Genomic DNA, 13,013 nt, shown 5'->3' on the forward strand with positions numbered 1-13,013 from the left:
ACCTAGATGCACAAAACAAATCTTGGGTTGCGCTCAAGCCTACTCACGACTAATCACTAACCACCAACAGCTCGAGCACTCAGTTGTGTTTGTTCACACCGACTTAACTTATATATGAAACCGAATCAAAAACCATCTGAACCACCAACAGATGGAGAAAGCCCAGAACAAGATTTGGAACAGCAACTCTTAAAAGTAGAGCAAGCACTAGCTGCATTTAAAGAACGTTACAATCAAGTACAGGCAGATCGATCGCATCAACAAGAGTTGCAACAACGCCTTGACCAATTGCATGACAGCAAGCAGCCCGGTATGAAAACGGAGCTAAGGTATATTCAACAGCAGCTAGAAGAACTAGATCTGAGATTGGAAAGCCAGTTATTCTCTTGGAAAAGTTTAAAAGAACCTTTCTGGATGGCAGTTCGCTTTGGGGGATTGGGCGTTATCATAGGCTGGTTATTAAAGTAAGTTTATTGGATGATATGGTAAGTCCACGGATTGCAGAAATATTGCGAAATGGTCAACCTGATGAGTCTTTGGTAGTTCAAGGCTGGGTTCGTACAAAACGGGAATTAAAAGGTTTTGCTTTTATTGAAGTGAATGACGGCTCATCCTTGGCTAGTTTGCAAGTCGTAATCAATGAAGATTTGCCAGGATATGACAGTATTTTGAAACAGCTAAACACAGGTGCGTCAGTAGAAGTTGCAGGCGTGTTGGTTGCTTCCCAAGGAAAAGGTCAGCGTGTAGAGTTAAAAGCTAATAAGGTAACAGTATACGGAGAAGCCGATCCCGATACATATCCCCTGCAAAAGAAACGACATTCCTTTGAGTTTCTCAGAACCATCGGACACTTGCGATCGCGAACCAATTCCTTTGGTGCAGTTTTCCGAGTTAGGAATGCATGCGCTACAGCCATTCATCAATTCTTCCAAGAACGCGGTTTTTTGTGGGTACACACACCCATCATCACCGCCAATGATTGTGAAGGTGCGGGTGAACTGTTCAGCGTCACCAGTTTAGATTTAAAAGATGTGCCTCGCAAGGATACCAAAGCTGTAGATTACAGTAAAGACTTTTTTGGTAAACCAACGTACTTAACAGTCAGCGGACAGCTAGAAGCCGAAGTTATGGCGACAGCATTTACCAACGTTTATACATTCGGACCTACCTTTCGTGCAGAAAATTCTAACACCTCCCGTCACCTTGCAGAATTTTGGATGGTAGAACCAGAGATGGCATTTTGCGATCTTAAAGGGGATATGGATTTAGCAGAAGCATTTCTCAAGCACATATTTAAATACGTGATGGAAAACTGCGCTGAAGATATGGAATTTTTTAACCAGCGCATTGATAACACTGTTATAGCAACAGCAGATAACATTATTAATAATGAATTTGAACGTGTAACTTATACAGAAGCCATCAAACTCTTAGAGAAAGCTGACGTCAAATTTGAATATCCAGTGAGTTGGGGTCTCGATTTACAATCAGAACACGAGCGTTACCTTGCAGAACAGCTGTTCAAAAAGCCCACTATCGTCACAAATTATCCGGTACAAATCAAAGCTTTCTACATGCGCTTGGACGATGATGAAAAAACCGTAGCCGCAATGGACATTGTTGCGCCCAAAATTGGTGAAATCATTGGTGGTTCCCAACGGGAAGAACGTTTGGAGATTTTAGAACGTCGCATACTTGCTCAAGGGATGAAACCAGAGGATTTGTGGTGGTATCTGGATTTGCGCCGCTTTGGTACGGTTCCACACGCAGGTTTTGGGCTTGGTTTTGAAAGACTCGTGCAATTTATGACGGGTATGGGCAATATCAGAGATGTTATCCCCTTCCCACGCACACCTGAAAGCGCTGAATTTTAGTGAGATTCTGGTTCCCAGGCTCCGCCTGGGAATGCAATAAACAATGGTGCAAGATATATAGCAATCCTAAATCATTTCTAAGAAACTTACACTTCCTAGAGCGAATAGAATTCGCGGCTATACAGACAAAGTCCACCTACGTGGACTTTACTAAAAAAACATTTGAGTTAAGAAGATAAGTCAAAATAGCTGCTCCCTTGTCTCATACTCTCCCAAGCAGAAAGTTTTCATTTTCATATGCTGTAGTTGCGATACGGCTTCAGCCTTTATCCCTTATCACTTCTCTTTCCAGACGACACAATCTAACCTGTTGAATAATTTTTGCCCCCATTTTTTCGTAAAACTTGACTGCTGGTACATTATTGACTTTAACTATCCAATCAATTCTTGCACCACCTATATGTTGAGCTATTCGACACAAATGATTTATCAAAGCTGTCCCAACTCCACAATGGCGGTACTCAGCTTTAATGTATAAATCGTCCAACCAAATTCCTGGTTTAGCAAGAAAAGTAGAGTATATGCGATGATAGCTTGCAAATCCAATTGCATTTTCATCAATCTCAGCCAACAAAACAAAAGCAAGAGGATTCTGACAAAAAATTGTATCTTCTAGTTTTTGAGGCGTTGCTTCTAAAGCAGCGAGACATCCATCAAACTCAGCTTTCAGTAAAATAAGCTCCATAACAATTGAGATATCATCTTTCGTAGCTTGTCTGATTAAAAGCTTTTCCTCATTCATATCTTGTTCCTTTCCTCTTTCCTTCGTGTTCTTTGCGACGCCAGATGCTATCTCCTGCGGAGACGCTGCGCGAACAACGGGGGGAACCCCCCTCCGGGTTCACCAGTCCCCAGGGCGCGGGAAACCCGCCTATGGCACTTTCGTGCCACGCTGCGCTATCAGGGCTGGATTCACCGCAACGCACTGGCTGGTCTTCGCGGTTCATAAAAATAGAAAATTTCTATTCAAACTTACGTTGCATCCTCGACTCAACTAACTTAAACCCAATCCAATTAAAAACTGGAATAAAATACAAATAAACCGCATAAGGAATAAATCCCGAATCAGTCATTAAAACAGTCGCAGGAACTAATCCAGCAATGTTCCAAGGAACAAGAGGCGCAAGTACAACAGCAGTATTCTCAATGTCGATCGCCAGTTGGTAATGGCTCGCGTTTTCCCGCTCGTATTTTTCTTTCATAAGTTGATAGGTCATGAGAATAGCAAGTGTTTGAGTACAACCAAAAGCAGCAGATACCAAACCAACTGCAGCAGTGCTCAAAAATAAACCACTTTTGGAAGAAATTCTTCTAAAGATTTTTTCTACAGATGCTAGAGTTTTTGTTCCCACGATAATTCCTACAAGAAATGTAGAAATCACAACAACGACTGAAACTCTCAGCATTGATAGAATTCCACCCCCAGTGAGAGCGTCAGTTAATTGAGCTTGTGAATCTAAACGAAATCCAAAGACAATAAATTGCAACATTTGCAGCCAGGAATAATTTTGGAAAAAGATTCCTAAAAAGAAGGCGATCGCAATACTAATTGCTAGCGTAACTTTCACCTCTATTTTCAATAGACAAAGGAAGAAAACGATAATAGCAGGACATAATACTAGCAAGTTGATGTCAAAAAAATGTGGAATTTCTGCCAGTAAGTTTTGACTTCTAGCTTGAATGGGATTGCCAAGCGAAAGAAAAAAGTAAACTAGAATAGAAGCGACTAATGGAAACCAACCAGTTGTCATTAGATATGCAAGGTTTCTGTATAGGTTAGTTTTGGTAAGACTAGCAATCAAATGAGCGCTAGAAGACATGGGAGAACATCTGTCGCCAAAATAGCCTCCCGCAATAATAGCTCCAGCAATTATGTGAGGATTGATGTTTCCTCCTTTCGCCATAATCATGAGTGCGACACCTACAGTGCTGACAGTTCCAAAGGAAGTTCCCAGAAGTACAGAAATCATGCAGGTAAGAAGAAAGGCTGAAAGAACAAAGTATTGAGGATTGATGAATTGAGTCCCATAATAAACCAAGGCTGGAATGGTTCCAGACGCCATCCAAATTGATGTGACCACTCCTATAAGTAATAAAATTGTGATAATGGAAAAAGCTTTTTGACTGCTGTTATAACCCATTTTTAACAGGCTTGAGAAAGGGAAGCCCCGGTAAGTAAAAGTAACCAGCAGTATGACTAAAGATAGACCGAGAGAATAAGCAACAAAGAATCCTTTAGTCACGCTAAACAACAAAATAACAAAGCAGAGCGTGAGAGAAAATAATGAAGACATTGTTTAAATTTCTTTACCAATAAGAAACAGTTTATTGATGACTGAATTAAAAAACAAACGATACCCTCGATACCTTCTATCGATAAAATCGATAGATAGAAAGCTTTCTTGAGTTTGATGAACAAAATCAACGACTGTAATCTTAAAATCTCTCAGCTACGTGCTCTAGTGGCTGTTGGAGAGCGCAAGAGTTTTAGCGAAGCGGCTTTGGAGTTGGGTTTATCTCAATCAACGGTGAGTTATGCGATCGCGACTTTAGAAGAAGAATTAGGAGTTGTTCTCGTGTTGCGAGGTCGTCACGGTGCGACATTAACCCCGATTGGAGAAGAAATTTTTGAGGAAGCCCGACAAATTTTGCATTTGTTAGGGAACGTTATGGAAAAAGCCGAACGAGAAAAAGGATTGCAAAGCGGACAGGTACGGGTCGCTTGCGTTCGGAGTATCGCAACCCATATACTACCAAAAGTCATCGCTCGTTTTCGCGAGAAGTATCCCACCATGGGCGTTGTCATTACCGAATTTGACAGGTATGTAGAAGTAGAACAAGCATTACAACAAGGTCAAGCAGAAGTCGGTTTTACTTTGCTTCCCACAGGAAAAGAGTTTGAGGCTTGGGAATTATTTCGAGACGAGTTTGTTGTACTGCTGTCACCAGGAATGCTTGCGTCTGATGAACCTCTCAGTTGGGAACAAGTAGCAGAGTACTCAATGGTTGTCAATCTGCGGAGTCCACAGCATAACAAATTCATCCAAGAGCATTTCTTACGATTTGGTCAAACGTTGAAAGTTAGCCATAAAGTCAGGGAAGATTCAACAGTGCTCAGCATGGTGAAGCAGGGATTGGGCGCGACTGTGATGGCTCGACTCACCGCCGAACCCATACCAGAAGAGATACAGGTTAGGAGTTTACCAGTTCCTCTCGAGCGAATTATTGGAGTGATTATTCTAGCCGATGCCATATTACCAAAACGAGTCTTTGCTTTTTTAGATGTTCTCAAACAGGTATGGGATAGAAAAAAATTAACCGCAGATGAACGCAGATAAATTTCTACTTTAGCCTACTGGGAAAAGCTCTAAGATTGAGTTATATCAGTATACAAGAGAGTTTAAAAATGTTAAAAGCAGTAGGTTGGGTTGAGGAACGAAACCCAAAAATCGGGGTTCAAAGTTGGATTCAGCAATATTGACCATTTAATATACAGAAGACAGGCGTAATTCCCAATTTCAAGTATTTTTTCTATTTATGAACCTTGCAGGATTAAGTTAAACTGCATTCACTCAATCCATATTACAAGGTCTATAAATGTTATTTTTATTACTTAATATTGATAATCAACTTTATGCGATCGCAAGTCAGCAGGTTGTAGAAGTCCTCCCCCTAGTTATTCTCAAAACTCTACCCCATACACCCAAATACGTTGCTGGTGTTTTTAATTACCGAGGGTGTATTGTTCCAGTGCTCGATCTGCGCCAGTTGATGCACGATAAACCATGCTGCGAGCATCTGAGTACTCGCATCGTACTTATTAACTATTGTCTGAGCGATCGCAATGCCATTTCAAAATCGCAAACCCCTCATTTAGTGGGTTTAATGGCAGAAGGAGTTGTAGAAACCTTGCAAACCTCAGATGTCGAAATGGTTGATGCAAACATTGAGGTAGATGCAGCCCCTTACTTGGGCAAGATAATCTTAGACGCCCAAGGCATGATTCAGTGTATCCGCACAGAACACTTGTTGTCAGAAGCCAATCTCTTATCTGTGACCGCTAAACTAACCCCTAACCCCCAACCCCTAACAACTAACCACTAACCCAATGCCACAATCTGTCATCGAAAGTTTACTAAAACAAAAAATTGGTTTAGATGCAAATTCAATTGGTTCTAGCACGATCGCTAGAGCTATTTATCAAAGAATGGCAGATTGCAGAATATCTACTATGGCTGGTTACTTGGGGCTTTTGCAGGAATCACCTCAAGAATGGGAAGCTTTTGTTGAGAGTGTTGTTATCCCTGAAACTTGGTTTTTTAGAGAAAGAGAATCATTTAATTTTCTCAAGGATTATGTATTGTCTGAGTGGTTGGCAAATAACTCAAATCGTATATTACAAATTCTCAGCGTTCCATGCTCAACAGGCGAAGAACCTTATTCTATTGCGATCGCGTTACTAGAAGCCGGGTTAACGGCTGCCAATTTTCGTATTGACGCTATAGACATTAGCAAAAAAAGCTTGCAAGTTGCCCAACAAGCAATTTACAGTCAATACTCATTTCGCGGTACAAGCTCTTTTTTCCAAGAGCAATATTTCCAACTTACGGAAACTGGATATCAACTGTGCCAACAGGTGAGAAGCTCGGTCAATTTTATGCAAGGTAACCTTGCAGATGCTCATTTTTTGGGGACAACCCCCTCCTACGATATTGTCTTTTGCCGCAATCTCTTAATTTATTTTGACCGAGCTACAAAAGAGCGAACAATAGGAGTTCTGGAACGGTTGCTAACCCAGAAAGGCTTGCTATTTGTAGGTCATGGCGAAGCAGGATGGTTACTCAATACTAAATTCATTCCCATTTCCCAGCCAATGGTATTTGCTTACCGAAAGTCAGGGACTTCTCATGCTTCATTAAAATCAAACCATTGTAAAACCGCTGTCAAAAAGCATCATCCCACCTACAAAACTGCTCTCAAACCACCTGTAACATACAACAAACAATTAATTACCGACGGAGGAAAAGTACAACTCTTAAATGAGTCAAAAGAAGATATGCTGCAAACAGCAAGAACCTTAGCAGATCGAGGTTGCTTTCAAGAAGCCACTCAACAGTGCAATAATTATCTCAAACAAAACCCTAGCAGTGCCAAAGCTTATGTTCTACTAGGACAGATACAGCAAGCAACAGGACAAGAAGAACAAGCGGCGCAACAGTTTAAGAAAGCGATCTACCTGCAACCAGATTGCGAAGAAGCATTAATTCACTTGGCATTACTAAGGGAACATCAGGGGGATGAAACCAGCGCAGCTCTTTTATTGCAACGAATTCAGAGATTGCGGAAGAAGAGAAAATAGAGATTGAGGATTCTTTTTCCCAGTTCCCAGTCATTAGTCCCCAGTCTCAATCCAAATAAATTTTAACGTACACATTGTTACTCTCTTTGACCAATAGGGAATTCTAGCAACTGAAGGTCTTCTTGTACCTGCCAATCAATACTTGTAGCTTCTATCACCTATAAAAACAGGTTGTCAATAGCTCAAACAAATTAAACATAAGATGCCTTTAGGCTCGTAGTTGCACTAAGGCGCATACATCGCGACTGCGAATATTTTATGTTTTTTAGATTCAATATTTGGTGTAAGCGAGTTCCAAACCATGTGTATTGCGGGTACAGGTTTAAAAAAATTCAAAATCTTGAGGAAAAAGAAATGTTTAGCAACTGGAAAATTAAAGATTTAATTATACTTGGGTTTTCAATTCCTACGATTTTAGTTTTAGGATTCAGTCTAATAGTCTATTTTACAGCAAATCAATCAACAGAAACTTTTAAAAAAGTTAATAGATCGCAAACTATTATTGATGAAAAACAACTCATGACTCAAGCTATTTTAAATATGGATAGGCGAATACGACGATATTTCATTGACACAAAAATCAATGAAGATGCTTTAGAACTATATACAAACGATCGAAAGATGTTTCAAGAAAATTTTACCCTCTTATCTAAGACAGTTCAAGATTCTGCACAACGTTCTAGAATGGATGAAATGTATAAACTTTATCAAAATTACAATATTTATGTTCAAAAAAGTATCAAAAAAAATGAAATTAAAAATCAAAAGAATCTCGTTTTATTTTTTAATAACGGAAAAGAATATATAGAGGATTTTTTAAAAATTAGCAAAGCTTTTGACAAAAGAGAAAAAGATATTTTAGATGACAGCATTTTCTTGACAAATCAATCATTAAATATCATGAATTTATCAGCCCTTGTAGCTTCTATGGTTTGTTTGATATTAGCTATTATAGCAAGTGTTTTTATTGCTCAATTTCTAGAAGTCAGAATTAATAAGGCAGTTCAAGCAGCAGAGCAAATTTCTGTTGGAGATTTAACAAATTCTGTTGTTGATACTGAATCAAATAGTAATAATGAGATTGGCAAACTATTAAAATCTTTCCAAATTATGACTCAAAATTTGAATATTTTAATCCGTCAGGTACAACAGTCAGGGATTGGAGTCACAACTTCAGCTACCCAAATCGCAGCTTCGGGAAAGCAATTAGAAGCGACAATGACCGAACAAGTCGCTTCTACTAACGAAGTCGCAGCTACAGCTAAAGAAATCTCAGCAACTTCTAGGGAATTGGTCAAAACCATGGAAGAAGTCGCACTCATGTCACAAACTACAACAATAGCAACAAGCAGCAGTCAAAAAGATTTACTTCGTATGGAACTCACCATGCGCCAGTTAGGAGAAGCCACCAATACCATTGCCACAAGATTGGGAACCATCGGTGAAAAAGCAAACAACATCAACAATATTGTGGTGATGATTACTAAAGTAGCAGATCAAACCAATTTGCTGTCATTAAATGCTGCTATTGAGGCAGAAAAAGCTGGGGAATACGGTTTGGGATTTGCGGTGGTAGCTAGAGAAATTCGACGTTTGGCAGACCAAACAGCCGTCGCCACCTTGGAAATTGAAAAAATGGTCAAGCAAATGCAATCTTCCGTATCATCCGGTGTGATGGAGATGGATAAATTTGCTAAAGAAGTTGAACAAAGCGTAGAAGATGTTGCTAGTATTAGCAAACAGATGGCACAAATTATTGAGCAAGTGCAAGAACTGACACCGAGATTTGAGGCAGTTAATTCTGGAATGGAAGCACAATCTCAGGGAGCGCAACAAATCAGCGATGCCATGATTCAATTGAGCAACACCTCAACCCAAACAACTGATTCTTTACGAGAAATCAATAATGCCATTCACCAACTCAATCAAGTTGCTCAGGGATTGCGCCACGAAATGTCTCGCTTTAAAGTCACCGCATAGGATTTTTCATCATTTCAGATTGACAATTTAAAAAAGCTTGTCCATACATTTCTGTAAGAAGGAAAAAGCCAAAACTAAGTTACCTAGGGATTGACTCAGGAAATGACTCGCTTCTAAGTTAAGACAGAGAAGACTGTATTTAAGCTTCTCATTTCTTATAAAAAAATTGAAAATTTGGATTATTTTGGGAAGACTATATATATGTACAAATAGTAGCCAAATAGACTCAACATATGCAACAGGGTATAAAAATTAATCAATTTGTATTGGGTGGTTGTGGAATCATTGTTATTTTAACAGCTATTGCTAGTTCTGTTTCCAAAGGAACCAATGATTCCTTAATTGCATCATCTAATTCGTTACTATTAACTCATTCAGTAAAAACTCAATTAAAAGAAATTGAAAAAAATTTAATTGATGCAGAAACAGGACAGCGCGGTTTTATTCTTACAAAGAAAGAAGAGTATTTAGAACCTTACAGAACAGCTACAAATCGATTACGCAATGCTTATTTAGAATTGGAATCTAAAATTAGCGATCGCGCTGCACAAAAAACAATCATTAATGAAATTGAAGCCTTATCACAGCAAAAATTGAATGAATTAGAAGAAACAATCAACTTAAAAAAGGCCAACCGAGAACAAGAAGCATTAAATTTGATTCTTTCAGATCGGGGGAAAAAAATTATGGACGCTATCAGGCAAAAGTTAGATGAGTTGACTCGATTAGAAAATCAAGAAATAGAAAATCAACAAAAACAAGCAACTCAAGTACAAACCTTTGCTGATTTTGTTATCTTGTTAACGTTTATCTGTATTGTCAGCACTGTAGTGGTTGTTTCACTAGCCACAATTTTGATTCCCAGTCGGGCTTTAAGTCTTTCCTTACAAAATGCGTTTACTTTAGCAGAAAAGGTTTCTCAGGGAGATTTGACAAGTCAGGTTGAAGTCTCTTCTAACAATGTCATTGGGAAATTAATGACTGTACTTAAAAATATGACCCAAAGCTTGAACTCTTTGGTGCGTCAAGTACAGCAATCCGCTGTTCAAGTGACAACCTCAGCCACTCAAATTGCTGCTTTCGGGAAACAATTGGAAGCTACAATGACCGAACAAGTAGCTTCTACCAATGAAGTGGCAGTGACTGCTAAAGAAATAGCTGTCACTTCCAGGGAACTAGTTAAAACTATGGAAGAAGTGGCACTCATGTCACAAGGGACTACAACAGCAGCCAATAGCAGTCAAAAAGATCTTCTACGCATGGAAGCAACCATGCGTCAGTTGGGGGAAGCAACTCATATCATTGCCTCACGTTTGGGAGTTATTAGTGAAAAGGCAAACAACATCAACAATATTGTGGTAACCATTACCAAAGTAGCAGATCAAACTAATCTGCTGTCATTAAATGCAGCCATTGAGGCAGAAAAAGCCGGAGAGTATGGTTTGGGTTTTGCGGTGGTAGCCAGAGAAATTCGACGTTTGGCAGATCAAACAGCTGTCGCCACCTTGGAAATTGAAAAAATGGTCAAGCAAATGCAATCTTCTGTGTCAGCCGGTGTGATGGAGATGGATAAATTTGCTAAAGAAGTGGGACAAAGTGTGGCAGATGTTGCCAATATTAGCGGGCAAATGTCTCACATCATCGAGCAGGTGCAAGAACTGACACCGAGATTTGATGCGGTTAACTCTGGAATGGAAGCGCAATCTCAGGGAGCGCAACAAATTAGCGATGCTATGGTGCAGTTAAGCAACACCTCAATCCAAACAACTGATTCTTTACAGGAAATTAATAACGCGATCGCCCAACTCAACCATGTTGCTTGGGGATTGCATCAGGAGATGACCCGTTTCAAAGTCAAAACCGACAATGTTGCCATGTAATTTTTTCTGCAATGCAGTTAATATTCTGGCTTGAAATGGGAACTATAACTTACCAACATCGCCCCGTCAGCGTGTTTTGACTTCATTTTCTAGGAGGCTTCATCCATTCAATGCTAAAAAACATGAGCTTTCAATGGCGACTCATTAGTTCCTTTTCATTTATGGGTTTTCTGGTATTAATTGTTGGTTTTATGGGATGGAACGGAAATTCTCGCTTATCAAACCATATTAGCACTTTAGCCAACATCAATCTCTTAAGTATCGATAGTTTGTGGAAAATTAAAGAGGGTCAAACTCAAATTGAATCAGCACAGAGGATTTTATTAAATTCAGATTTAACACCAGAGCAAAGGCAAAATACATTAGTTAAAATAAAAGAATCGTGGCAGCAAATTACTGAGGGACTTAAGCAATTTGAATCGACTCCTTACAATAATAAGGAAGAAGAAAATCTGAGAATAAAATTCTATCCCATATGGGAAAGATGGAAACAATCTCACCAAGAATTCATGCAAATTGAGGAAGAATACACGCGTATGGGTATTCGGAATCCTTGGAAACGCGAACTTGAATTAATACGCCAAAATCAAGATAATTCTTCTGAGATGGGGTCTACCAAAGCCGCTTTGGCAAAATATATCAAATTGCACGAACATACCTTGCATGAAAAAAATGTTATTTTTAAACAAATTGATGAAGTTACTACCGCTCTTTTAAAAAACAATCAGAACTTTGCTAAATATATTTACAATGGTGCAGAAAAAGACGTAGCCATTAGTACCTTCTTGATTTCTACAGCCACAGTTGTTGGACCTCTTTTAGCAATTCTGCTAGGGATTCTTATTTCCCGGCAAATTGCAACTCAAGTCATCCGTGTTGTAGGTGTTGCCGAGCAAATTTCTACAGGAGATTTGACCACGCAATTGAGCGTAGATTCAAATCAAAAGGATGAAATTGGCAAGCTTTTATTTTCCTTTCAAACCATGATTCAGAATTTGAATATTCTTATTCGTCAAGTACAGCAGTCAGGAATTGAAGTCACAACTTCAGCCACCCAAATTGCTGCTTCGGGGAAGCAATTAGAAGCGACAATGACCGAACAAGTCGCTTCTACTAACGAAGTCGCAGCTACAGCTAAAGAAATATCTGCCACTTCCAGGGAACTAGTTAAAACTATGGAAGAAGTGGCACTCATGTCACAAACCACAACAACAGCAACAAGCAGCAGCCAAAAAGATTTACTTCGTATGGAAGCAACTATGCGGCAGTTAGGAGAAGCTACGAATATCATTGCTTCAAGACTTGGAACAATCGGTGAAAAGGCAAACAACATCAACAATATTGTGGTGATGATTACCAAAGTAGCAGACCAAACCAATTTGCTGTCATTAAATGCAGCCATTGAAGCAGAAAAAGCTGGGGAGTATGGTTTGGGGTTTGCGGTGGTAGCCAGAGAAATTCGACGTTTGGCAGACCAAACAGCTGTCGCTACCTTGGAAATTGAAAAAATGGTCAAGCAAATGCAATCTTCCGTGTCAGCCGGTGTGATGGAGATGGATAAATTTGCTAAAGAAGTGGGACAAAGTGTGGCAGATGTTGCCAATATTAGCGGGCAAATGTCTCACATTATCGAGCAGGTGCAAGAACTGACACCGAGATTTGAGGCGGTTAACTCTGGAATGGAAGCACAATCTCAGGGAGCGCAACAAATCAGTGATGCTATGGTGCAGTTGAGCAATACCTCAATCCAAACAACCGATTCTTTGAGAGAAATCAATAATGCTATTACTCGACTCAATCAAGTTGCTCGGGGATTGCGTCAGGAGATAACTCGCTTTCAAGTCAAGACAGATAATTCTACTCAAACGCTGCCATTTTCTTACAAGCAAACTGAGAATGTCGTTTAATTAGGGGGAATTA

11 protein-coding genes are annotated in these 13,013 nt (G+C 39.5%); 8 read left to right on the forward strand and 3 right to left on the reverse strand.

The annotated features are described in order from the left end of the window. Positions 1 to 114 precede the first annotated feature (114 nt). Together AB0756_RS18080 and asnS are read left to right on the forward strand one after the other, a co-directional pair. The gene (locus tag AB0756_RS18080) at positions 115 to 468 is read left to right on the forward strand and encodes a hypothetical protein (protein ID WP_038090198.1); all 354 of its coding nucleotides are present in this window, start codon (positions 115 to 117) and stop codon (positions 466 to 468) included. 14 nt (positions 469 to 482) lie between these two features. Continuing rightward, positions 483 to 1,874: an asparagine--tRNA ligase gene (gene asnS / locus AB0756_RS18085; protein ID WP_050045939.1), complete on the forward strand. Its 1,392-nt coding sequence runs from the start codon at positions 483 to 485 to the stop codon at positions 1,872 to 1,874. A 259-nt stretch (positions 1,875 to 2,133) separates the two neighbouring features. Here asnS and AB0756_RS18090 read toward each other — a convergent pair whose 3' ends face one another. The 3 genes from AB0756_RS18090 to AB0756_RS18100 are packed head-to-tail and all read right to left on the reverse strand — an operon-like array spanning position 2,134 to position 4,168. Beyond that, positions 2,134 to 2,616 (reverse strand): GNAT family N-acetyltransferase, encoded by a 483-nt coding sequence (locus tag AB0756_RS18090; protein WP_038087624.1) that lies wholly within the window; start codon positions 2,614 to 2,616, stop codon positions 2,134 to 2,136. After that, positions 2,609 to 2,821 (reverse strand): hypothetical protein, encoded by a 213-nt coding sequence (locus AB0756_RS18095; protein ID WP_038087627.1) that lies wholly within the window; start codon positions 2,819 to 2,821, stop codon positions 2,609 to 2,611. The genes AB0756_RS18090 and AB0756_RS18095 overlap by 8 nt, the downstream gene beginning before the upstream one ends. 15 nt (positions 2,822 to 2,836) lie before the next feature. Beyond that, a complete protein-coding gene (locus AB0756_RS18100) occupies positions 2,837 to 4,168 on the reverse strand; it encodes a Na+/H+ antiporter NhaC family protein (protein ID WP_038087630.1) in 1,332 nt (443 codons plus the stop codon). Positions 4,169 to 4,285: 117 nt separating this feature from the next. Between AB0756_RS18100 and AB0756_RS18105 the strand changes: the two genes are divergently transcribed. The 6 genes from AB0756_RS18105 (at position 4,286) to AB0756_RS18130 (ending at position 13,000) form a co-directional block, all read left to right on the forward strand. Beyond that, on the forward strand, positions 4,286 to 5,212 hold the full coding sequence (locus tag AB0756_RS18105; protein ID WP_038087634.1) for a LysR family transcriptional regulator: 927 nt from the start codon (positions 4,286 to 4,288) through the stop codon (positions 5,210 to 5,212). A 259-nt stretch (positions 5,213 to 5,471) separates the two neighbouring features. After that, entirely contained in the window at positions 5,472 to 5,978 is a 507-nt protein-coding gene (locus tag AB0756_RS18110) for a chemotaxis protein CheW (protein ID WP_038087637.1), read from the forward strand. A 4-nt stretch (positions 5,979 to 5,982) separates the two neighbouring features. Further along, positions 5,983 to 7,233 (forward strand): CheR family methyltransferase, encoded by a 1,251-nt coding sequence (locus AB0756_RS18115; RefSeq protein WP_038087640.1) that lies wholly within the window; start codon positions 5,983 to 5,985, stop codon positions 7,231 to 7,233. Between the two features lie 354 nt (positions 7,234 to 7,587). Further along, positions 7,588 to 9,213: a methyl-accepting chemotaxis protein gene (locus tag AB0756_RS18120; protein WP_038087646.1), complete on the forward strand. Its 1,626-nt coding sequence runs from the start codon at positions 7,588 to 7,590 to the stop codon at positions 9,211 to 9,213. A gap of 233 nt (positions 9,214 to 9,446) precedes the next feature. Further along, on the forward strand, positions 9,447 to 11,093 hold the full coding sequence (locus AB0756_RS18125; RefSeq protein WP_050045938.1) for a methyl-accepting chemotaxis protein: 1,647 nt from the start codon (positions 9,447 to 9,449) through the stop codon (positions 11,091 to 11,093). Between the two features lie 110 nt (positions 11,094 to 11,203). Continuing rightward, positions 11,204 to 13,000: a HAMP domain-containing methyl-accepting chemotaxis protein gene (locus AB0756_RS18130; protein WP_050045937.1), complete on the forward strand. Its 1,797-nt coding sequence runs from the start codon at positions 11,204 to 11,206 to the stop codon at positions 12,998 to 13,000. Positions 13,001 to 13,013 lie beyond the last annotated feature (13 nt).

The organism is Tolypothrix campylonemoides VB511288_2 (genome assembly GCF_045999855.1).
Taxonomy (GTDB): Bacteria; Cyanobacteriota; Cyanobacteriia; order Cyanobacteriales; family Nostocaceae; genus Scytonema; species Scytonema bouteillei_A.